The 21,955-nt window shown below is 50.8% G+C and carries 20 protein-coding genes and 1 pseudogene; 8 read left to right on the plus strand and 13 right to left on the minus strand.

Annotation, left to right across the window (positions count from 1 at the left end; translation table 11 throughout):
• Positions 1-47: 47 nt before the first annotated feature.
• Together VN24_RS04065 and VN24_RS04070 are read right to left on the minus strand one after the other, a co-directional pair.
• On the minus strand, positions 48-251 hold the full coding sequence (locus tag VN24_RS04065) for an H-type small acid-soluble spore protein (protein WP_045669372.1): 204 nt from the start codon (positions 249-251) through the stop codon (positions 48-50).
• 17 nt (positions 252-268) lie between these two features.
• Entirely contained in the window at positions 269-469 is a 201-nt protein-coding gene (locus VN24_RS04070; RefSeq protein WP_045669373.1) for a hypothetical protein, read from the minus strand.
• Between the two features lie 124 nt (positions 470-593).
• On the opposite strand from VN24_RS04070, the gene ku reads away from it, so the two are divergent.
• Positions 594-1,505: a non-homologous end joining protein Ku gene (ku, locus tag VN24_RS04075; RefSeq protein ID WP_045669374.1), complete on the plus strand. Its 912-nt coding sequence runs from the start codon at positions 594-596 to the stop codon at positions 1,503-1,505.
• A gap of 41 nt (positions 1,506-1,546) precedes the next feature.
• Here the strand turns inward: ku and VN24_RS27270 are convergent, their stop codons facing one another.
• Positions 1,547-1,915 carry a hypothetical protein gene (locus VN24_RS27270; RefSeq protein WP_158453640.1) on the minus strand — a complete coding sequence of 123 codons (369 nt, stop codon included), beginning with the start codon at positions 1,913-1,915 and terminating at the stop codon, positions 1,547-1,549.
• A gap of 413 nt (positions 1,916-2,328) precedes the next feature.
• Between VN24_RS27270 and VN24_RS04085 the strand changes: the two genes are divergently transcribed.
• The 4 genes from VN24_RS04085 (at position 2,329) to ligD (ending at position 6,578) form a co-directional block, all read left to right on the plus strand.
• Positions 2,329-2,658 (plus strand): ArsR/SmtB family transcription factor, encoded by a 330-nt coding sequence (locus VN24_RS04085; protein WP_045669375.1) that lies wholly within the window; start codon positions 2,329-2,331, stop codon positions 2,656-2,658.
• A gap of 132 nt (positions 2,659-2,790) precedes the next feature.
• Entirely contained in the window at positions 2,791-4,506 is a 1,716-nt protein-coding gene (locus tag VN24_RS04090; RefSeq protein ID WP_045669376.1) for a SulP family inorganic anion transporter, read from the plus strand.
• A 124-nt stretch (positions 4,507-4,630) separates the two neighbouring features.
• Positions 4,631-5,584 (plus strand): ATP-dependent DNA ligase, encoded by a 954-nt coding sequence (locus tag VN24_RS04095; protein ID WP_045669377.1) that lies wholly within the window; start codon positions 4,631-4,633, stop codon positions 5,582-5,584.
• Between the two features lie 88 nt (positions 5,585-5,672).
• Positions 5,673-6,578 carry a non-homologous end-joining DNA ligase gene (gene ligD / locus VN24_RS04100; RefSeq protein ID WP_045669378.1) on the plus strand — a complete coding sequence of 302 codons (906 nt, stop codon included), beginning with the start codon at positions 5,673-5,675 and terminating at the stop codon, positions 6,576-6,578.
• A 411-nt stretch (positions 6,579-6,989) separates the two neighbouring features.
• Here the strand turns inward: ligD and VN24_RS04105 are convergent, their stop codons facing one another.
• Both VN24_RS04105 and VN24_RS04110 read right to left on the minus strand, forming a co-directional pair.
• The gene (locus VN24_RS04105; RefSeq protein WP_045669379.1) at positions 6,990-8,168 is read right to left on the minus strand and encodes an MFS transporter; all 1,179 of its coding nucleotides are present in this window, start codon (positions 8,166-8,168) and stop codon (positions 6,990-6,992) included.
• On the minus strand, positions 8,159-9,337 hold the full coding sequence (locus tag VN24_RS04110; protein ID WP_045669380.1) for a serine hydrolase domain-containing protein: 1,179 nt from the start codon (positions 9,335-9,337) through the stop codon (positions 8,159-8,161). Before VN24_RS04110 ends, VN24_RS04105 begins: the two co-directional genes overlap by 10 nt.
• 172 nt (positions 9,338-9,509) lie before the next feature.
• On the opposite strand from VN24_RS04110, the gene VN24_RS04115 reads away from it, so the two are divergent.
• Complete coding sequence (locus VN24_RS04115) at positions 9,510-9,971, plus strand: Lrp/AsnC family transcriptional regulator (protein WP_045669381.1); 462 nt, start codon at positions 9,510-9,512, stop codon at positions 9,969-9,971.
• A 98-nt stretch (positions 9,972-10,069) separates the two neighbouring features.
• Here VN24_RS04115 and VN24_RS04120 read toward each other — a convergent pair whose 3' ends face one another.
• The 4 genes from VN24_RS04120 to VN24_RS04135 all read right to left on the minus strand — a co-directional run bounded on the left by VN24_RS04120 (position 10,070) and on the right by VN24_RS04135 (position 14,121).
• A complete protein-coding gene (locus VN24_RS04120; RefSeq protein ID WP_045669382.1) occupies positions 10,070-10,525 on the minus strand; it encodes a GNAT family N-acetyltransferase in 456 nt (151 codons plus the stop codon).
• Positions 10,526-10,593: 68 nt separating this feature from the next.
• A complete protein-coding gene (locus VN24_RS04125) occupies positions 10,594-11,328 on the minus strand; it encodes a class I SAM-dependent methyltransferase (RefSeq protein WP_045669383.1) in 735 nt (244 codons plus the stop codon).
• Positions 11,329-11,395: 67 nt separating this feature from the next.
• Positions 11,396-12,457, minus strand: a complete 1,062-nt coding sequence (locus tag VN24_RS04130) for a LacI family DNA-binding transcriptional regulator (RefSeq protein WP_045669384.1) — start codon at positions 12,455-12,457, stop codon at positions 11,396-11,398.
• A gap of 386 nt (positions 12,458-12,843) precedes the next feature.
• On the minus strand, positions 12,844-14,121 hold the full coding sequence (locus tag VN24_RS04135) for a sugar ABC transporter substrate-binding protein (protein WP_045669385.1): 1,278 nt from the start codon (positions 14,119-14,121) through the stop codon (positions 12,844-12,846).
• 421 nt (positions 14,122-14,542) lie between these two features.
• On the opposite strand from VN24_RS04135, the gene add reads away from it, so the two are divergent.
• Positions 14,543-15,568, plus strand: coding sequence for an adenosine deaminase (gene add, locus VN24_RS04140; RefSeq protein WP_045669386.1), 1,026 nt, complete (start codon positions 14,543-14,545; stop codon positions 15,566-15,568).
• 103 nt (positions 15,569-15,671) lie between these two features.
• Positions 15,672-15,797 (plus strand): annotated as a pseudogene (locus VN24_RS28040) (transcriptional regulator); the annotation flags it as partial.
• A gap of 418 nt (positions 15,798-16,215) precedes the next feature.
• Here the strand turns inward: VN24_RS28040 and map are convergent.
• The 4 genes from map to cls all read right to left on the minus strand — a co-directional run bounded on the left by map (position 16,216) and on the right by cls (position 21,512).
• A complete protein-coding gene (map, locus tag VN24_RS04145) occupies positions 16,216-16,968 on the minus strand; it encodes a type I methionyl aminopeptidase (RefSeq protein ID WP_045669387.1) in 753 nt (250 codons plus the stop codon).
• Entirely contained in the window at positions 16,965-17,537 is a 573-nt protein-coding gene (locus VN24_RS04150; protein WP_274520417.1) for a TetR/AcrR family transcriptional regulator, read from the minus strand. The genes map and VN24_RS04150 overlap by 4 nt, the downstream gene beginning before the upstream one ends.
• A 51-nt stretch (positions 17,538-17,588) precedes the next feature.
• Entirely contained in the window at positions 17,589-19,658 is a 2,070-nt protein-coding gene (locus VN24_RS04155) for a transglycosylase domain-containing protein (RefSeq protein ID WP_045669388.1), read from the minus strand.
• Positions 19,659-20,084: 426 nt separating this feature from the next.
• Entirely contained in the window at positions 20,085-21,512 is a 1,428-nt protein-coding gene (cls, locus tag VN24_RS04160) for a cardiolipin synthase (RefSeq protein WP_045669389.1), read from the minus strand.
• Positions 21,513-21,955 lie beyond the last annotated feature (443 nt).

Consider the following 21,955-nt stretch of genomic DNA (forward strand, 5'->3'; position numbering starts at 1 on the left):
GGCCGGTAATTTAGCCGTTCTTCAATCATGTACGTTGTTCGCGGACCTCAGTTCACCTGACGGCTGTCCGCTTTCCCTTCATGGAGCCGCTCGACTGAAACGGTTTTCGTGTTTTGCGGAGTGCCGCCTACCTGCACCGTTGCCATTCCGTTCGGTTCATCGATATTTTCGATCCAGACGGACTGCCCTTCCAGATGAACCGCGAACGTATCCGGCGATTCGTAGATTTGCTTCGCTCGTTCCATATTCATAAGCTGCGCTTTCCTCCTTAAGGTTGCTGTAAGTCTTTTCCCGCCCCGATCGTGTCGGTTGTCGTTTCCTCTATCAGGCCGTTATCGTACGTGACCTGTCCGCCGCCCAAGCCTTCGTTGACCATACGGTCAATATCGAGCTCGTACTGTTCTCGTCCTTCGTTCTTCATATCATCCAGGCAGCCTTCCCTGCCCGGGTTGTCGCACCGCTCGCTCATCGCTCATTTCTCCCCTTTGTCAGCTTGTTCACACACGAAAAATATGCCCTCTCCGTTTGCATTTCATGCATTCGGGGAACGCTATTGATAACGATCCGCGTGCGAATGAAAGGAGACGATACAGATGCATACCGTCTGGAAAGGCGCCATCAGCTTCGGCCTGGTGCATGTGCCCGTCAAAATGTTTTCCGCCACCGAAGACAAAGATATTTCCCTGCGTATGCTGCATAAGAAATGCGGCAGCAACATCGCCTACGTCCGGCAGTGTCCCGTCTGCGAAACCGATGTCGAATGGGACGAAATCATCAAAGGATATGAATACGAAAAAGGGCATTACGTCACCTTTGAAAAGGAAGAGCTGGAGGCGCTCGGCGGCGAACGGTCGAAAAGCATCGAAATTCTCGACTTTGTCGCCTTGGAGGAAATCGATCCGATTTATTTTCAAAAGACGTATTATCTTTCTCCCGACCAGGCCGGCGGCGGAGCTTATTTGCTGCTGCTCGAAGCGATGAAGCAGACCGGCAAAATCGGCATCGCCAAAGTGTCGATCCGTTCCAAGAGCTCGCTGGCCGCCATCCGCGTCATCGAAGGCTGCCTGGCGATGGAGACGATTTTTTATCCCGATGAGATCCGACCGGTGACGCAGGTTCCGAATTTGCCGGAGAAGATGCAGACGAGCGACAAGGAACTGACGATGGCCAAAATGCTGATCGAACAGCTGTCCACCCCATTTGAGCCGGAAAAATATACCGACGATTACCGGGAGCGGATGCTCGAGACGATCCAGCATAAAGTGGCCGGCGAGGAAGTGCGTGTCGCGCCGAAGCACGAGCAGGCGCAGGTGCTCGATCTGATGGCCGCGCTGCAGGCCAGCCTCGAAGCGGCGAAAATCCCGCCTTCGGCAGCCGACAAGACACCGTCCCCGGCGAAGCCGAGAGGAAAGCGCGCCGCCGCTGCCGCCGCCGCGGATGCAGAACCGGCGGTAAAGAAACCGGCCAAGCCGCGCGCGAAGAAGCCGAAGGAAACCGTGTCCTAGGTGAGGTGAACAATAAGGCAGCTTGACTTCCGGGACCGAAGTCAGGCGATCGGTTGTCTATGGCGGTATTTACTTAATGCATCATGAAAACGATGGAACGGGCCCGAAAGCATTTTAATGTTCCTTTTTATACGGGCTCGTTTCTGAAGGTCATAACCGCAATCAACGAATTGATCCACATTTTTATTTATTTTCTCTCTAAGGGTAATGATGAAACCGACAGCGATATGCGACCGGGCCAACTCTTGAAGATCGGAAGCAAGCGCCTCGCCAAGCTCCCTCATGCTTTCAATCGTTAATGCTTGCTGCACGACAATAGTCTCCGGGGTAAAATCCTCGCGATAATCCTGTCCGGGTACCTGCTCCCAGAAATCGTTCCATTCCTGCAACCGTTCCGTTTCGTACAGCAAATATTTTAGAAATCCGCATAACCAAGCGGTGCAGCTTGTATTACGAAGCTGACATCCGATTCCATTCGTCAGATTCCGGCAGCCGCTGCAGCAGGAACCGCCGTTTACGATACAAACTTTACAAATCGCGTCGGAACCGGACTCCTGCAAATATTTGACACCCATCTCTATGACTGACTGTCTGCTTACTTTTTCCATATGATTTAATATGGGGTAACGAATTTTTTTCGCGCCCGCTCCTTTTTTTGTTTTATTTATTCAAATATTCAAAAGTTCAAATATAAGCGTAGTATAGCCCACATGACTACAAATAACAACTTGCAAGCGCATCGGCACCCATTTTTACCACATCTCTTGATATGTGCTATGATATTCATAAATTCAAACCTTCATCCGGTAAGGGGCATATACCCATGAATCAAAATATTCAACAGTTTAAAGCCGATTTTTTTAAAGCTCTAGCTCATCCGATGCGCATCCGAATTCTTGAAGTGCTAAGCGAAGGGGATAAAAACGTAAACGAACTGCAAAGTATATTGGGCTCGGAAGGCTCCGCCGTATCGCAGCAGCTGTCTGTTCTACGAAATAAAAACGTCGTCTATGGCCTAAAAGAGGGAACCTCCGTCATTTACTCGCTGCGGGATCCTTTAATTAAGGACTTATTATCGGTAGCGAAGCAGATTTTTGATAATCATCTCGTCGATGCCATTTCATTACTGAAGGACATCAGAAAAGAGACGTAAAGAAATAAGAACAGGGGGGTCCGTGAGCAACTTGGATCTCCTTTTTTTTCGGGTTTGACAGCGATATTTTGCAGGCGTATCATTTCTTTATATTCAAATAATCAGATATTCAAAGAAAAGAAGGTAAAGCAGATGAGATGGACGGGAAGATTTGCCGGATACAATACATCCTCCTTTCGTAAAGATCTCATATCCGGTCTGATTGTCGGCATTATCTCGATTCCGCTCGGCATGGCATTTGCAATCGCTTCGGGCGTCAAACCCGAATCCGGATTGTATACGACCATCGCAGCCGGCATTATCATTTCGCTGTTCGGGGGTTCCAAATTTCAGATCGGCGGACCGACGGGCGCCTTTATTCCGATCCTCTTCGCGATTGTGATGCAGTATGGATACGAGAATTTATTGATTGCCGGTTTCCTGGCCGGGATCATGCTCGTTCTAATGGGCCTGTTTAAACTTGGGGCGCTCATTCGGTTTATCCCGCAGCCGGTTACCATCGGATTTACCGCCGGTATTGCCGTTCTTATTTTCAGCGGACAAATCGCGAACTTTTTGGGACTGGGTGGCATCAAGAAGCATGAAAATTTCTTGCCTAACATGTATGAAATCGTGCTCCACATCACTACCCTGAATATCTACAGCATCATAACAGCAGGGATCAGTCTGGCGGTGATCCTGCTCACGCCGAAGGTTCTGCCGAAAATCCCAGGATCATTATTGGGACTTATCGTATCGAGTGTTGTCGCGGCCTTGTTCTTCAAAGGAGACGTAGCCACGATCGGATCTTCCTTCGGGTCCATTCCGAATACATTGCCCCAGTTTCATTTTCCCGATATCACCTGGGATCGAGTCGAAACGCTGTTACGTCCCGCTTTAATTATCGCTATGCTGGGCGGGATCGAGTCCTTGCTTTCGGCCGTTGTTGCCGACGGAATGACCGGCAGCCGTCATAACAGCAACCGTGAGCTGATCGGGCAAGGCATTGCCAATATGGCGGCGCCTTTATTAGGGGGCATTCCGGCAACAGGCGCCATCGCGCGGACGGCAACCAACATCAAGAACGGCGCCGTATCCCCGCTATCCGGTATTATCCACGGCGCAGTTGTTTTTCTTATTCTCATTCTGTTTGCCCCTTACGCATCCCATATCCCGCTTGCAAGCATGGCTCCCATCTTGATGTTTGTTGCGTGGAATATGAGCGAGCGAAAAAAATTCATCCGCATCCTGAAATTAAAAACGACCGATTCCGCCGTACTCTTGATCACTTTTTTGCTCACCGTATTTACGAATTTAACGACTGCGGTAGTCATCGGCTTAATATCAGCTGTCATTTTCTTCGTGAAGCGGATGGGTGAAATGATGACCGTCTCCAAAGTGCTGCCCGATCCTCACCATAAGCATGAAAAAGTGAAATCTAACATGGTTTCCGAAGGTCACGATTGTCCTCAAATAAGCATTTATACGATAGAAGGACCCTTGTTCTTCGGTGCCGCGAATACGTTTGAGAAATCGATCATGGACACGGATCAACCAAGACCGAACATTTTGCTGCTGCGCATGGGAAAAGTCCCCTTTATCGATACGACAGGCGAATCCAATTTGGCGGGATTGGTGAAACGCTTCAAACAATCGGGCGGAACCATCCTTATTTCGGGCATCAAGCCGCAGCCTTTGGACGTCCTGAAGAAAAGCGGCTTGTACGCGCAAATTGGGGCCGATCACTTATTTGAACATACCGGTGAAGCGATCAATTACGCCCTAACGCTTTTGGATCGCACCAAATGTCTGGGATGCAAACAGTTTGCATTTCGCGAATGTACCGGCTTATCGAACTCGGAAGCTTAACGCTCATCGGCACAATCCGCCTCTTCCTTGCGACTGGCATGATGCCTGCCCTTGCAGTATCGGAATGATCTTCTTTGTCCAAACTATAGATAAGATATTGAGCTATACAGGGGAGATCGAAACGATGAAGCTTACGCCCATATTCCCTTTTGAGCCGATATCGACGAGCAGCTTCCCCATCGGCGAACAATGGACGGCGCAAATCAAGTGGGACGGCGTTCGCATACTCAGTTATTACGACGGAACTGAGTCTCGTTTATTTAACCGGAAGCAAAACGAGCGGACGCTGCAGTATCCCGAGCTGACGAATCCGAAGCTGTACTGCAAGGCCGACTCCTTCATCCTCGACGGCGAAGTGATCGCGCTCGAGAACGGGAAGCCGTCTTTTCATCAAGTCATGAAGCGCGACAGCTTGAAACATCTCTCCCGGATCCAGGAGGCGAAACAGAGGATTCCGATTGCCTACATGGTTTTTGATATTCTTTATTGCAATGGATCGTGGGTTATCGATGAGCCGTTAAGCAAGCGGCAGTCACTGCTTGAACAAGTGCTGATGCCGGGCGATGTCGTTCAAACCGTTCCAAGCTACCGTACGATTCCGGAGTTATTCCAAACGGCACAGCAGCACCAATTGGAAGGCATTGTCATCAAGGATTTGACCAGCAGCTACCCGCTGAACGGAAAAGATAAACGATGGCAAAAGAGGAAAATCGTTCAGGACCTGATCGCCGTCGTCGGCGGAGTCACGCACCGCGACGGTGTCGTCAATGCCCTTCTGCTCGGACTTTACGACGAAAACCGGCGATTGTGGTATATCGGCCATGCAGGCACGGGGAAAGTAAAGGTAAGCGACTGGAATACACTGACGGAAATCGCCCGCCATCTGAAGCGGGATGCAATGCCGTTTGTCAATCGGCCCGACCGGAGCCGGGATGCGACATGGATCGAACCTCAGCTGACGGTGAAAATTCAATTCCTGGAATGGACAAAGTACCGGACGCTGCGGCAGCCCTCGATTCAGGCTTTCGTCGATACGCCCCCTCTTGAATGCACATGGCCGGCGGGGAACGACGTTTAAGCCAATTTTTAATAGTGCGCAATACTAACACTTACTCGGGGACATTTTTACCGGTGCATAAGGCGGCCGCCAGAAAGGAGCAGAGCAGATGGGCGCGAAGCACAAAGGCGTATTGAACGTAGAAGGGCAGCAAATCGCGGTCAGCAATCCGGACAAAGTGCTGTGGCCGGAGCTCGGCATTACGAAGCTGATGTATTTGCAGGTGCTGGCGGGTTTGGCGCCTTATCTGCTGAAGCACTGCGCGGACCGGTACTTGACAACAATCCGCTATCCGAACGGCATTCACGGCAAATCGTTTTACCAGAAAAATGCCCCCGAGCCGACGCCCGACTTCGTCCGGATCGCCCATCAGGGTGATATCGGCTACGTCGTGCTCGATTCGCTGCCTACCCTCATTTGGCTTGCCAACCTCGCCTGCCTCGAATTTCACGCTTCCTTCGACCGGATCGGCCGTCCGCTCCATCCGACGGAGTGGGTCATCGACATTGACCCGTCGCGCGAAGAAGAGCCGCGTATTATGGAGGCCGCGGCTCTCGTCGGCGCGCTGCTGGAATCGCTCGGCATCCCCTCCATTCCGAAGACAAGCGGTGCGACCGGCGTGCAAATTATCGTACCGGTTACCGGGGATATGACGTTCGACGAGCTGCGGGGCATCGGCCAATTCGTCGGCGAATATTTGGCGCGCAAGCATCCGCGGCTATTCACGATCGAGAGGCTGAAGAAGAACCGCGGCGAGCTCATCTACTTCGACTACCTTCAGCATTACGGCGGCAAAACGATCGCCGCCCCCTACACGCCCCGCGCGCGCAAAGGAGCGACCGTGTCGACGCCGCTCACCTGGGACGAGGTGCGCGGCGGCGCGCAGCCAGGCGATTTCCACCTGCTCAACATCGGTGAGCGGCTGCGCCGGACCGGCGATCTGCTGCAGAGCGTACCGCCGCAAAATTTGCGGCCGATTCTCGCCTTTTTGAAGCAGCCGCAGCCGATGCGTTAGCAGATCAGATAAGACTGCCAGTCCGGCTGGCAGCTTGAATTAAGAAAAATTAAGCTGACGCACCCAAAAAAAAGCTGACGCAAAGCTGTTACACGATATTCCGTAATCGAATTTTAGAAAAAGATGCAAACGTACATCTTTTTTCTTTTATATTTATCCATCACATTAAAATTCCTGCAAAAATACATTTTTTTTGGTCCATTCTCATGTTTAGTAAATAAAAGCTTTGAATTACCTGTATATTTGCAGCTTTTTCCTTCCGACAAGCGATTTCGGTTGATAAAAACTGCACATTTGCAGGTTTAGAGAAGCTTCTGTCCGCGTGGACCGAAATCCGGGGTTCGCTCCCTTCCGCGGGCTCCACCCAAGCAGAAACGGCAAAAAATAACGTTATTACTCAAAGCTCCATCATCAATGGCAGCGAAATTTCGAACCACAATTAAGGACTCCCGCTCTACCGTAAACCATCTTTACGGCAATACATACGAATGCAAACCCGATAAAAAGCAACCCGCTCCATATTGTCCCCTTGATGCCTGCAGCCGCAATAAACGCCCCGCCTGCCGCAGAGCCTATCGATACTCCAAGGTTAATGAAGGAAATATAAAGTGCATTAGCAAATTCAGGGGCTTCCGGAGCCTCGGATGTTAGCCATGTCTGGGTCACGATAAGCCCGCTCGTATGAGCGGCTCCCCACAAAATCATCATACCAATGACAGGCACAAACGATATTTCTCCAAAATAAAGCAGCAAGAACGAAATCGCTAATACGAGCGGTTGGAATATTGTCGTTCGCATCCTGTGTACTCCAAGCAATCTCCCGGCAACAAGGTTACCGGCAACACCACCCAGTCCGAAAATGACAAGCATCACACTCACGATTTCATCGCTCATCCCCATCACTTGTCCCAGGAATTCAGCAGAATAGCTATAGACCGAAAACATGGCGGCAAAAATGAACGTTGCGCCTCCAATACTTATCCAAAGAGGAGCTTTGCGCAAGATCCCCAGCTGCTCCTTATACGTCACCTTCTGTGCTGCATCTGTTTTCGGAAGAAAGAAGGCGATCCCGACAGCAGCAATGCTATTTACAAAGGCCGTAAATATAAAAGATGCCTCATAAGAGAATTGATCGGCTATATAGGATGTTAAGGGCACCCCAAGTACCATTCCCATACTGGTACCGACAAATGCTTTTGCAGAAGCTTGTGTCGCTTTATCTTTTGCATACAGTGAAACCGCAGCAACAAAAGCCAAGGAAAAAAATACGGGATGGAATAACGCCGGGAGAATACGAAGCGCCAGCAAAACATAAAAATTTGGCGTATAGGCGGACAAGAAGCTGCTCCCCGTGAAAATAAGCAAAGACGTGATCAAAACGTTTTTACGGTTGAATTTCGAAAGAAGCAGTACCATAAAGGGGCCTAACAGCGCGATGACAAGCGCAAACAGACCAACGAGCATTCCCGCCTGGGACGTACTGACGCTGAAACGCTCCATAATAGCCGGCAATATGCCAACAACGCCAAACTCAATCGTATACAAGCCGAATAAGCCCAGAGCAATAAAAAATATTGGCTTCAAAAACACTCTCTCCCATCATATACGGCTTTACAGAGATCTGCCGTAAACTGGCCCGACATGCCTTCCAGAGCGGTATTGGTAAACGCCACAACGCTGAGCTGCTCCGCTGGATCAACGAACCACGAATGACCATAGGTGCCGCCCATGCGCCAGGTTCCCGGTGATTCCGGTGTATCTGCGGCAGCAGGGTCTTTGAGCAGTGTAAAACCTAGACCGAAGCCTCTCCCTGGCCAATAAGCCATTGGAAGATCTCCAATCTGGTTTGTTGTCATCTGACGGACCAGACTCTCCGGCAAGAGAGGGGCTCCTCCCTTGCGCAATGTTTCCAAGAGCCGCAAAAAATCCCCGGCACTGCCGACCATGCCGGCTCCGCCAGACGGATAGGCGGTATCGTCAAGCGCCCTGCCAGGGGCAAGCCGGAAGCCAGCCGTGCCCTCCATAAATTCCATGCGATGCGGGTCGTGCATACGCCGCGGCTCAGGAGCATCGTTCGCATATACGGTGGTCAGCCGCTCCTGATCGACTGCCATAAACCCGGTATCGCTCATGCCTAGTGGTTGTGTTACCAGAGAACGTACGGCTTCGCTGAGCGGAACATCCGCAACGCTCTCAATTACTGCGCCCAGCACATCTGTAGCGATCGAATATTTCCACTGGGTGCCTGGCGTATAGAGAAGCGGTACGGAGGCAATTCGACGCACATTTTCCACTAATGTAATGCCTGTCTGGTCCATGCCATCCGATACGCCGGCTTGCTCATATGAACCATTTTCCTCTTGAAAGAAGCGGTAAGTCAGCCCGGCCGTGTGCGTTAACAAATGCCGAATTGTCAATGCGGCGAATTGACCGTTTGGCAGACGCGGCCTAAACTCCGGCAACCAGCGGTCAACGCGATCATCGAGCTGCATGCGGCCTTGCGACACGAGTACCACTGCTGCCGTTGAAACGATTGGTTTGGACACGGATGCCAGCCGGAATAACGCATTTTCTTGCATCGCCCGGTTCTGCTCACGGTCGGCGAAACCGGCAGCCCGGCTATAAACGAGTTCACCTTGGGCCGCCACTTTAACAACCGCACCAACCAGCCGCTTATCGGCAAGGGTACGATCAATGACATCATCGATACGTGCCTGTAAACCATCTGTACTTGCTTTGTTTGAATATAATTTACTCAACGGTCTTCATCCTCTCTGAACAGTAAAGTATTGATTACTTTACTTTTGTGAGTATATTATATTAACAAAGAAACCCCGTTTACAGAAGACGATTAAGTTAAATCAGCATCATGACGAAGGAAAACAAGTTAGTTTGCAGAGAAGTCCTTAATTTTAAAGGAGGGCCAAATCGATGGACCATGTTGATAAGCAAATCCTCTTTTATCTTCAAAACCAGGCGAGGATTTCAATGACGGAGCTGGGCAAATGTGTCGGGCTGTCCCAACCTGCTGTAACGGAGAGAGTAAGACGGCTGGAGGAGAAAGGAATTATTGAGGAGTACCGTACGATTATTTCTTCGGAGAAAATCGGGAAAAAAGCTGCAGCCTACATCTTGTTTCGTACAAGGGATTGTCATGCATTCCTTGATTTTTGCCGCTCATCTCCCGATGTCGTCGAATGTTATCGGATAAGCGGGGAACATAACTACTTATTGAAAGTCATAACCGACTCAACACGGTCTCTCGAACAATTTGGAAATCAGTGCGATAAATACGGGACGTACACGATTCTTATCGTGATGTCATCGCCCATCGATCATAAATTCCTCATACCGGCGCTCGAAGAAGCAAATGTACTTACCGAGCTGGAATAGTTCAGACAGCCCGTAAACGCAGCAAAGGCTGCCAGTCGGGCTGGCAGCCTCTTTTTAACATTATTAAATCGTTTTATTTGTGTGCCGCAATTGTGCATTCAAAGCTTTCTTTTTTCGAAAAAAGAAAGCGAAAGTCCCGGTGCAACCTCTTGCTCCTTCACTTGCAGAAAGCCGTTTTTCAAATAAAGGTTTTTGGCCGGATTATTTCTCGCAGCGGTGGCCACCACGAATTTTGCTGCCGATTGTTCCAGCCGCTCCACGAACCGAAGCAGCGCTTGCGCAATCCCTCTGCGGAAATAAGCGGGATGGACGATTAACCGGTGAATATCTACAGTATCGTCTTCCTTTTTGTAGGAGATCACTCCCGCCAGCTCACCTTGCTCAAAAAAGCCATAAAAGCTTTCTCCGCATGCCGTTAACGATCCAATCGTCTCCTTAAGCGGAGGGAGATCATGAAATTGAATGAGCTCCGCCTCCACTTCGTAGGCAGGGATTTGAACGGCAAGAACTTGCCGGGCCGTCTCTTCTTTGGCAATCCAAAGTTTGGCAATCATTAGCTTCACCCCCGAGGTCTTGCACTGCTGTGCTGCTCACCAACCTCCGGCTGTTTCTGACCCACTCCCTAATTCTTCACCGCAGCGATCAAGAGGAAAATGGGCCGACGGGTTTCGTCCCGCATTTCGGCGTATTTGGCCAGCATTTCTGGCGTCGGTTGCGGCTCGGATAATTTCGTTAAGCTGAAGCCGGAATCAAGGAGCGCATTGACATAAGCGGCAACGGTCCGATGATATTTGACGACATCATGGTCCAGAAAGCTTGTCAGCCGTGCACCTTCATTCTGGTAGTCGTCGACAGGCCAATGCAGCCGCTCTCCTTGCGGACCGTAATGCCAGTCTTGGGCAGCGAGTGCGGTAAAGACCGGATGTTCGACCGAGAGTATGAATGCGCCCCCCGGTACGAGACCATGATGAACCTTCCGGCAGACGTTGTCGAAGCGCTCGACATAATGAAGGGCAAGCGAACTGATCGCCAAATCGAATTCCCCGGCGGCAAAATCGATGTCTTCAATCGCGAGACGACGATACTCAATCGCGGAATCGTTGGTGTTCTCTCTGGCACGCTCCAGCATTTTCTCCGAGAGATCTACTCCGACCACCGACCGCGCCTGCTGTTCGCGCGCATACCGGCAATGCCAGCCATAACCGCAGCCAAGATCGAGAACTCTTTTGCCGCGAAGCTCGGGAAGCAACGCACGAAATGCGGGCCATTCCCCGGCCGCATTCAATCCGCCGGTCGAACGTGGCATCTGACTGTATTTTTCGAAAAATCCGAGATCATCATATTTATTCTGTTTCATCAAATATGCGACTCCTAACTTGATCTTGTTCTTTCAAGAGGAAATTGCTGCTCCAATCGATTTTCACTTATACTTTACCATCACAATATGAAAAGGATCTATTCATAATGGCGGCCACCGATTCCCGCTCAATAATTTTATACGGGAGGTAAAAATTACCTCTTTCCACAACACTTCCAGGTTCCGTGAGAAGCTTCGTCATATATTTGACGCCTTCCGCTCCGATATCTTCGAAAGGCTGAGCGACCGTCGTCAGCTTGGGCGACGATATGTTGGCAATCGATAAATTACCGAAACCGATGACCGATATATCCTGCGGAACTCGAAGTCCCGCATCCTGAATGCAGCGCATAGCTCCGATCGCGACCTCGTCTGCAGCTGTAAAGACCGCTGTTATGCCGGTCTTCTCTCTCGCTGCTAGCAATTGCTTCATGGCGGAATACCCGTCATCGAAGCCTAACTTTCCGTAAGCGACCATTTCTTCAGAAAAAGGAAGCTTGTAAAAATCGAGCCCCTGTTTATAACCCATGAAACGCGATACGATATCATTGGCCGGATCCGTCAGGGGCAGCGAAATCATTCCGATGTTTCGGTGACCGCGGGATACCAGAAATGAAATCGCATCAAAAGCCGCCCGAATATCATCCACCTTATAGGCCGACATTTTAGCGGATTCATGCGTACCGAGCAGGAGAACGACAGGAATATCGAGACTTTCAAAAATCTCGTCATAAACAGACGGGACATATCCGGCTAACATGATGCCGTCTACCAGATGCCGTCTCGCAAACGATAATGCATCTTCAAGCCCTTCCTTGGACATGTTTTCACTTCTAAGCTCGTAAAGCACCAAATCAATGTCATGAAGCTTTGCTGCTTTGCTGATACCGCTATATAATTCGCTGAAGTAGTAAGCGGTAATATAAGGAAAAATAACGCCGATTGATAATTTGTTGCTTTTTACGTTAAGAATTTTCAATGTCTCGTTTTTGAAATAATTTAATTTTCTCGCGGCATACATGACGCGTTCACGGGTTTCAGCGTTTACCAATTCAGGCTTGTTCAGCGCCCTGGATACGGTTGCGATCGAAATTCCGGCATATTTTGCGATGTCATTTATGGTAGCCACAACAACCCTCCGTTTCTATCCTTTGACCGGGAGCCGGCTAGCGGCACCGTTACTAGCAGATCGCTCCGACAAACCTTTCGATGATCTAACGGAACTGAAGTAGCTCTTATTTTGCATTTATGAGCCCCGAACAACCCGTAAACGGGCGGCGAGCAGGTACGATCCAATTGCTATCATTATACCCAATGCGCACACTGTACGATAGAGCGTGCTTGTCCCCTCGCCGCTTCTACGTACGCTCCGGGCGTCAGAATCCAAGAGGCCAGCCGTTATAAACGGCCAGCCTCACTTGGATTCCTTTATAGCACCCTGCAAAAGTTATCGGTTCACCATCGATCACAACGCTGATGATATTAGCGGACGGGTCAGCCTGTCCCTTTGCCGGATTACTTGTTGGCGATGCTCGTCTTCAAATTGTCGGCCGCCTTGTCCAGCACCTGCTTGACATTGCCGCCATCCCAAATGCTTACCAGCGCAGGCGTCAAAACTTGCGAATACTGGCTCATTTCCGGAACATTCGGCATCACCTGGCTGTGCTCCAGCTGCTTCATGAACCCTTGCACAATTTCGTCATTTTTGAATTTCTCGTTATCTTCAAGACCTTTAACCGCCGGAATGAAACCGTTCGTTTCATAGTCTTTGGCCAGCATTTCCTTGGACGTCAGGAAGTTTGCAAACAGCTTCGCTGCGTTCGGATATTTCGAATAGGCGGACACATAGAACGAGTGGGTCCCGATTAAGGAAAGCGGATATTGGCCGCCCGGCATTGCCGGAAGCGGGATGACGCCGACTTCAAACGGCAGCTTCCGGAAGCTTGACGCAGCCCAGCTGCCGTCAAAGTTGATCGCCACTTTGCCTTGCTCGAACAGCCCCGACTTGAGGTCGCCGGTAAGGTCGGCCGCTTTAAACGGCAACGTTGCTTTCAGTGTTTGCAGGAACTCCAGTCCTTTGACCGCGCCTTCGTTGTTCATGCCGATGTCGCTCGTATCCGTGCCGTTCTTTCCGAAAATGTACCCGCCGTAACCGAGCATAAACGAAGAATTCAGATACCAGTGGGACGGGTCGAACATAAAGCCGAACTTGTTGCTTGGAATGTCGTTGAACTTCTTCGCAAACGCGACGATGTCGTCCCACGTTTCGAATTTCGTGTCTTTCACCAACTCTTTATTGACAAACAGCGCATACGTATAAATGTCGCGCGGATACCCGTACAGAATGCCGTTGTAGGTCGAGGAGTCAATCGACAATTGGCTCATGCTGCTGCGGGTTTCCTCTTCAAAATAATCGTTCGGCAGCACAATCCCGGAATTCACCGACGTTCCCAGCGCGTCGGATACGATCTCCACCACGTCTCCGCCGGTTCCGGCCGGCCCGTCCGTGCTCAGCCTTCCCGGGCTATCCCAGCTGTTCACTTCTTCGATCTTCACCTTGATGTTGTATTTCTTCTCGAATTCTTGAGCCGCATACTCCGTATAGGCGCTTTTGCCCGCCCAGAGGACCAGTTCCGCGCCCGGTTCGGGCTGCAGCTCGTCCGACGCCTCGGCTTCATTTGCCGCCGGTTGCTCCGGTTGTTGCTCCGCTTGTTGTTGCGGCTTCCCGCCGCAAGCGGCCACCGTCAACATCATGACTGCGGATAATACCAGAAGTGCAAGTTTCTTTTTCATCTGCCTCACTGCTCCTTTGTTGTTTGTACCCGGTACCACTGCATAAGCATGAATCATATCGTGATCGGCAACGCCAATAGGCAGCCTGCCGCAAACACCGAAAATGCGGTTGAAGCATGAAACAGAACAAATGATGAAATAAATTTTCATATATAAGATTTGTTTTTACATTGAGATAAACCTATCAGAATTATAATTTGTGATCAATAGACAGAGTGTCAAAAAAATATTCGCCCTATTTAAGCCCTATTAAATGCATGATTGATTTTAAACTGATCAAAAACTTATTTATTTTCCAGTTCAGACTCCTTATTTGAGGACAAATCCACTTTTCAAAATAATGACTCGTTTTTTCAATTCGATTAAGATAAAATTCTCTTTATAATCGTTTTGCAAACTTTCTGTCAGGAGGCCGCACACAATGAATGAATTGATCAACCGACTGCCCAAGATTGAACTGCACTGCCACTTAGACGGCTGCGTAAGACCGCAGACGCTCGCGGATATCGCGAGGCGCGAAGGCATTGAGCTTCCCGCCGGCAGTTTGGAGGAGCTGACCACTTTGATGAAAGTTCCGCCTTCCTGCAGCAGTCTGGTCGAAGCTTTGAAATGCTTTGAGCTGCCGCTTAAGTGCATGCAGACCCCTTATGCGCTGGAGAGGATCGCCATGGAATTGGCGGAGGACGCCGCCCGTGAAAATGTAAAATATATCGAAGTCCGATTCGCTCCCCATCTCCACACCGAGCAGGGCATGACAGTTGAAGATGCCATTGTGAGCGTAGGCGCGGGCCTTGCGGCTGCCGAGAAAAAAACCGATATTATCGCGCGGATGATCGTCACCTGCATGCGCAATCATTCGGTCGAGGTCAACATAGAAGCGGTTCGCGCCGCTGCGAAATTTTTGGGGAAAGGCGTCGTCGGCGTCGACTTGGCCGGCGATGAAGAGAACTTTCCGCCGGAGCTGCACGAGAAGGTGTTCCAGCTTGCCGATGAGCTCGGAATTCCCGTTACGATTCATGCCGGAGAAGCGGGAGGGGCGAACAATATCCGCACCGCTGTCGAACGGCTGCATGCGCGGCGGATCGGCCACGGCGTCCGTCTCTACGAGGATGCAGGGGCCCAGCAGCTGCTTCACGACCGGAACATTCCGCTGGAAATGTGCGTCACCAGCAACGTACAATCGAAGGCCGTTGACTCGCTCGAGAAGCACCCGATCCGCTCGTATTTGGAGCGGGGAATCGGCGTAACAGTTAACTCGGACAACCGCACCGTGAGCGATACCGATTTGACCAAGGAGTATCAGTTGCTCGCGGACCATTTTCAATTTAAGGCAGCCGACTTTAAAAAAGTAGCCGTACAGGCGATCGAAGCCGCCTTCGTAGAGCCCGAACTGAAGCCGGAGCTGCTTCGGAAGTTTCAAGAAGAATGGGACAAGCTTGGCATTTAGAAAATTTCATAAGCTACGAAGAGGTGCCATCCATACGGTTGGCATCTTTTTCATGTTAAGGGCGTCATTTGACAAATCTCATGAAAAAGTGGGAATGTCATAAAAAACATTGGTACAAATAGAAAAAGGCAGGGTGCTTGCAGGTTGGACACATGCGGTTGCGTTATGTGCATTGTTTCGGGACAGCGAGGTGATTCAATCTTTGTTTGGCGGGGACCCGCTCGAGGTATGATCGTCTAAAGTATCCATTTTGGTGTTGCGATCAGGATTGGACTTACTTTAGATTGGTTTGTCAAGAAGATTTCGTACAGCTGAATTGTTACGGGCAAGCCCCATTTTTCGACTCCAATCCCTACTTCTATAGGTTATTCTTGAGATATAAGTACTCATAGCTACATCAAGAGGGAAACTACCAAAAAAACCAATAATTGGAAATAATGATGTGAAAAATGGCCACTTCAGATCAAAAAACGTTTGAGAAAGCGCCAACAAGTCTCTGTCCCTCTTGCAAGAAGGGAACGCTTTGGAAATATTGGATTGTCGGTTCCCTTGATCTTGTGAAATGCGATCATTGTGATTATACGTTTTATCCCGAATTGCAGGACAGGAAATAGATGGAATCTATTTCTCCAGCCTATAAGCAATGATCAGTTATACTGCTCCGTCAAAATAACGGGTTCATCTTCTGTGATCGCGACGGTATGTTCATACTGAGTCGACCATTTGCCATCCGCCGTTCGTGCCGTCCATCCATCCGGATCTACGGTCATCCGGTAAGTTCCTTCATTGATCATCGGCTCAATGGTGATCACCATGCCCGCTTTGAGCCGAAATCCTTTTCCCGGGCTTCCAACATGCGCATAGCTAGGCTCCACATGCAAGTCTCTCCCTACTCCGTGCGCCATCAAATCGCGGACGACGGAAAAGCCGTGTGATTCCGCATGGCTTTGGATTGCATGGGTGACATCCCCGATCCGATTGCCTACGACGGCCTGCCTGATCGCAAGATACAGACACTCCTTCGTTACATTCATCAGTTTTCGGGCTTGTGCCGACACTTCTCCTACCGCATAGCTCCAGGTGGAATCGCCCACCCAGCCGTTGTATTTGGCAACGATATCGATGGTGACAATATCTCCATTTTTCAAGGGAGTACCGCTCGGAAAGCCGTGGGCAATGACATCATTGACCGCAGCGCAAGTGGCGTATTCATACCCGTTGTATCCGATCGTGTATGGCTCCGCTCCCCTGTTCGCAATAAACTTTTCCACGTAGTTATTAATCTCCAGCGTCGTTACACCCGGCTTGATCATGTTGGCGATTTCCTTATGGCATGCCGCCACTATTTGCCCCGCCGCTTTCATCTGTTGAATTTCATCCATTGTTTTGATAATGATCACCTGTTATCCCCCTTTCCCTCTCTCAGCCCTCTAAGCAGAAGTTCGGTGATAATCGAAGGATCCGGCGGCATTTCCTGATGGTAAAGATAGATTCCATAGCTGCCGATCAATGACCCCAATAAACCGTTCGAAAGCGATTCAGCTTTAAGCTGTACACCGATTTCCTTCGCTTCCATCGCTCGCTCGACACACTCCGCCAGCGGCTTGTAAAGCTCATGCTGAAATTGGACACTGAGCTGCTGACGGAACATTTCGTCCAAATTGCAGTAGTTTTCGGAAGCCGCTTTATAGACAAGATAGACAGACGTATGCAGCATCCACGTTTGCAGCAAGGCGTTACAGTAGCTTTCAAGCTGCTGAACAGGGCTTTCATGCGAGGCAAAAATCTGGCCCGTAACTTCTGCGGCAATTGCCAAGCCCGCTTCCATGACTTCCCGGAGCAAGATCTCCTTGTTGCTGTAATAATGGTACACCGTACCATAACCTAATCCCGCTTCTTTGGCCACATCACGAATGTCATATTGGTTTCCCTTCGCCACCATGACTTTTTCGGCAGCCTTCCTGTCCAACGTTAATTATTCAAGCATATCTCTTGCTTATCGTCCTATGGACTGAAACGCTCAGTCGTCTTCGTTTCGGTGGTCCTTCCCTTTTCTCTTCTCATCATCTTTGTCTCTGCCTTTGCCTTTATCCTCATGTTTATCTTTGTCTTTGTGCTTGTCAGTTGACTCTCTTTCCTCACTTTTAGGCTTGATGCGTTCTTTATCTTCGCGCTTCTCTTTCTTCTGATCCACGCTCACAGCGGGAAATGGCTGCACGGGCTCGTCTTGCAGCGCCTCGCTCATGATCGCATGGAACACTGCGGCGGCGGCCTTCGACGTCGTCGTTAAAAAATGGCTGGAGTCGGACTGATCGTAACCGAGCCAAACGGCGCAGACAAGCTGAGGGGTATAGCCGACAAACCAGTTGTCTTTGGCCCCTTCCCCGTTCGTCCCCGGCATTTGGGTTGTGCCGGTCTTGCCCGCAACAGGGCGGTCTGCGAGCGCTGCCGCTTCACCGGTGCCCTCCCTCACGACACCCTCCAGCATCGCGGTCATCGTTCTGGCCACCAATTGCTCCGTCGTTTTCACGCCCGATGGACTCCCTGCTTCCGCCAATACCGCGCCATCCGCCGTTTCGATGCGCTTGATGGTGTGTGCCGGCATCCGTACGCCGTCGCTTGCGAAAACGCCGAACGCTTCGGCCATCTCGAGCGGCGATACGCCCTCCTGCAGACCGCCAAGAGCCAGACCGAGCGTCCGGTCAGCGTCTGTAAGCTTCAGTCCGAAACGGGCAGCCGCATCCATGCCGGCATCGATGCCGATTTCATCGAGCAGCCGAACCGCCGGGACGTTATAGGAATGAATGAGCGCTTCGTAGAGCGTCACTTCACCGTGATAAGACCCGCCTGCGTTTTTCGGCTGATAGCCGCCGAAATCGACCGGTTCGTCCAGCAGGGTGTCCTCGGGACTGTACCCGCGCTCCAGGGCCGGCGTATAAACTGCAATCGGCTTCATCGTGGACCCGGGCTGGCGCTTCAGCTGGACGGCGCGGTTAAAGCCTCGAAATGGCTGGTCGCCTCTTCCGCCTACAAGCGCCCGGATGCCTCCGTCCCGCGGATCGACCAAGACGGAACCGCTTTGTATGAGCTGATCAGAGCTGCTTTCGGGAAAAAGCGAGTCGTTTGCGTAGACACGTTCGGCCGTCTGCTGCATATGCGGGTCCATTTCCGTATAAATGCGCAGCCCGCCGTGCAGGACGTCGTTTTCGCTTAGTCCGTACAGGTTGGAAGCCTCGCGAATGATTTGGTCCACATAATAAGGATGCTTGATGCCGTTTGTTCGGTCCGGTTTTGCACCCTTTAGCATCACCGGTATGCGGCTCGCCTGCTTGCAGGTTTGCTCATCGATGAATCCCTGTTCTCTCATCGTCTCAAGCACGAGATTACGGCGTTCTTTCGCTTTCTCGGGATGCTTATACGGCGTAAGGGCGGACGGCGCTTTAATCAGCCCGGCAAGCAGAGCGGATTCCGACAGCGTCAGCCGGCTGACCGGCTTGCCGAAATAGGTTTCGGCGGCGCGTTTAATACCCCAAGCCCCTTCACCGAAATAAATCTTATTCAGATACATTTCCATAATTTTCGGTTTATCGTAGTTTTCTTCGATCTTGCGTGCGAGGAGAACCTCGCTCCACTTTCGTTTCCAGGTCCTCTCGTGAGACAAGAAAACGTTTTTCGCCAGCTGCTGCGTGATTGTGCTGCCGCCTTGCACAGTTCCTCCCGCGGTAATATTGGTGAAGAGCGCCCGCATAATCCCCCGCAAATCCATGCCGTCATGCTCGAAGAAGCGTTTGTCCTCAATCGCTACGACGGCTTCAATTAAATGTTTCGGCATAGCGTCATAGCCTACCGGCTCAATGACATTTTGAGCGATTCGGCTTGCTTCATTGCCTGTATGGTCATAAATAATCGTCGCCGACGGAAGCGGCTTATCGAGCAGCGACACATCCTGCACCGCGACAAGCATCCGAAAAACGCCCCATCCCGCCGCGCATCCGACCACGATTAAACCGGCGGCGATCAGTAACGCCCATCTGAAGATTGTTCTTTTACTTTTACTTTTACTTTTTCTCGCTGCGTTTTCCGCTTTCATACGAATTCCTCCATATACCATGCCCGAACTTATTGCCTAGTGTACAGGTATTCGCACGAATGAGCTTTTTTAGGTACGTACGTCCTGATTATCCGGGCAGACGACTTCATGGCGAGGATTGAAGTGTATCGGGATATGAAAAAAACACCTAACGAATACGGAATTCGCAGGCGCTTCGGACGTAATACATGCCATTGCGTCAGCGTTCGCTCGTCTCCGGGTACCGGAACAAAGGTGGTGAAAACGAGCGGAGAGGCTGACTTGTGGCTGGTGAAGCGTCAGCGTTCGCCTAAAGGCTTTCTGGAAAGAAAGCCACTTTGGAAGCATACGCTTAGACGGATCGTTCCCTTAATTAAAAATACAAATGAAAACGATCCGTTTACAACAGCGATCGTAAGAATGATCCACCCGCGCAGCGGCTTCCCTTTACAACAAGGGCGAAAGCATATGCGCCACAACCTCGTACGCGCGCTGCCGGCGGGAACGCGAGGCGTAGGTGTGCAGATTCAGCTCGTAGCTGTCGTCCAAATCCTGTATGAAATCCTGCTCCAGCCGGCGGATCGCGCCCTTATCGTACAGCATTGCGTTAATTTCGAAGTTGCTGAAGAAGCTGCGCAGGTCCATATTCGCCGTGCCGACCGCCGCGACCAGTTCATCGACGATAAGCACTTTGGCGTGCAAGAACCCTTTCCGGTAACGGAAGATGCGTACGCCGGCCTCGAGCAGTTCCTGTACGTAGGACAGGGAAGCATACATGACGAGCTTGGAATCGGACACATGCGGCAGGATAAGCCGCACATCGACGCCGCTCAGCGCCGCCGTCCGCAGCCCCATCAGCACGCTGTGATCGGGAATGAAATAAGGCGTCGCTATATAGATACGTTTAGTCGCTGCGGCAATCGCCGAGAACATGCTTTCCAGAACGGAATCGGCATTGCTGTCCGGTCCGCTGGCGACAATCTGCACCTGTTCCGTGCCGCGGCAGCGGTGCTCCGGCATGTAGACGGCATCGTCCAGCTTCTCGCGGGCGGTAAACCACCAGTCGCGCATAAAGATCAGCTGCAAATAATAGACCGCATCCCCTTCAAGCCGCAGGTGGGTATCCCGCCAGAACCCGAGCTTTTTGTCCATTCCCAAATATTCGTCCCCGATATTGATGCCGCCCACAAAACCGGCCGTGCCGTCGATGACGGTGATTTTGCGGTGATCGCGGTAATTGATCCGTTTATCGAAGAATGCGATGCGCGGCGCGAGAAAACATTGGACCTGGACGCCGGCATCCCGGAGCTCATTGACAAAGGATGAGCGGATATCGATGCTGCCGACCCCATCGTAAATAAGGCGCACCTCCACCCCTTCGCTCGCCTTGCGGACGAGCACCTCCTTGAACCGTTCGCCCGTTGCGTCGCTGCGGAACGTGTAGAAATCGAGATGTATATGATGACGCGCGCCTTCCATCGCCGACAGCATCGAGCTGTACGTTTTGTCCCCGTTCGTCAGCACCTCGCTCACGTTGCAGCCCGTAATCGGAAGCATCGAGAAACTGCTCAGCAGGTTGAACAGCCGCTCCTGGTGATGAAAGGCGGGATTGTCCATATCGGTCGGCCGGTTAACGAGCACGCTGCGGCGCAGCGCCTGCAGCTGCACTTCGCGGGCAATGACGCCCTGCTTCCGCACCCGGCGGCGATGCCGGTATTCCTGCGCAAGAAAGTAATACATGACAAAGCCGATTATCGGAAGCACAAACAGAATGAGCAGCCACGCCACCGTTTTTGCCGGTTTGCGGTATTCGAGAATTAGTATGGTTGCGATTTGAAAAATAAACACGAGCAGCGCGGCGACCAGCCAGACCATAAGTGCACCTCTTTCGAACGTATTGGTTGTACCTATTAGAACGATCCTGAAAAACCGTTACCATTACAGGTTGTTCTTGGATGCTAACGGAAGCAGTGAGCTTGTCGATTAACTGTTCATAACTTCGGAAATCTGCGGAAGACCACAAAATGTATGCGAAAAATCATACATAATGAGCGGCACACACACCGAATCAGTCGATTCTAATCGAAAATTCATATACAAAACGTGATTTGAGCCCTGATTCTGTATATGTATTCGAAAAATCATATACATTCTCTGCATGTGTCCGTTCAACATTAAAACTTTCCACAATGAATCGACAGCCTCGCAGTGGACGTTATTCAGCTCATGTTGTTCGATTTGAAAATCTAACGGAAGTATCGGACCTTATTTCTGTTTTTCTGTCTGAAAATAGACCATTTTGAATCGAATAAGAGCTG

The organism is Paenibacillus beijingensis (genome assembly GCF_000961095.1).
Classification (GTDB): Bacteria; Bacillota; Bacilli; order Paenibacillales; family Paenibacillaceae; genus Paenibacillus_O; species Paenibacillus_O beijingensis.

Bases quoted from the DNA above. Each gene is read 5' to 3' on its own strand.
- VN24_RS04115 (WP_045669381.1), top strand. From the start codon at position 9,510: ATGGACCATGTTGATAAGCAAATCCTCTTTTATCTTCAAAACCAGGCG.
- VN24_RS04065 (WP_045669372.1), bottom strand. From the start codon at position 251: ATGAATATGGAACGAGCGAAGCAAATCTACGAATCGCCGGATACGTTC.
- VN24_RS04070 (WP_045669373.1), bottom strand. From the start codon at position 469: ATGAGCGAGCGGTGCGACAACCCGGGCAGGGAAGGCTGCCTGGATGAT.
- ku (WP_045669374.1), top strand. From the start codon at position 594: ATGCATACCGTCTGGAAAGGCGCCATCAGCTTCGGCCTGGTGCATGTG.
- VN24_RS04135 (WP_045669385.1), bottom strand. From the start codon at position 14,121: ATGAAAAAGAAACTTGCACTTCTGGTATTATCCGCAGTCATGATGTTG.
- VN24_RS04155 (WP_045669388.1), bottom strand. From the start codon at position 19,658: ATGAAAGCGGAAAACGCAGCGAGAAAAAGTAAAAGTAAAAGTAAAAGA.
- ligD (WP_045669378.1), top strand. From the start codon at position 5,673: ATGGGCGCGAAGCACAAAGGCGTATTGAACGTAGAAGGGCAGCAAATC.
- VN24_RS04090 (WP_045669376.1), top strand. From the start codon at position 2,791: ATGAGATGGACGGGAAGATTTGCCGGATACAATACATCCTCCTTTCGT.
- VN24_RS04085 (WP_045669375.1), top strand. From the start codon at position 2,329: ATGAATCAAAATATTCAACAGTTTAAAGCCGATTTTTTTAAAGCTCTA.
- VN24_RS04125 (WP_045669383.1), bottom strand. From the start codon at position 11,328: ATGAAACAGAATAAATATGATGATCTCGGATTTTTCGAAAAATACAGT.
- add (WP_045669386.1), top strand. From the start codon at position 14,543: ATGAATGAATTGATCAACCGACTGCCCAAGATTGAACTGCACTGCCAC.
- cls (WP_045669389.1), bottom strand. From the start codon at position 21,512: ATGGTCTGGCTGGTCGCCGCGCTGCTCGTGTTTATTTTTCAAATCGCA.
- VN24_RS04120 (WP_045669382.1), bottom strand. From the start codon at position 10,525: ATGATTGCCAAACTTTGGATTGCCAAAGAAGAGACGGCCCGGCAAGTT.
- VN24_RS04095 (WP_045669377.1), top strand. From the start codon at position 4,631: ATGAAGCTTACGCCCATATTCCCTTTTGAGCCGATATCGACGAGCAGC.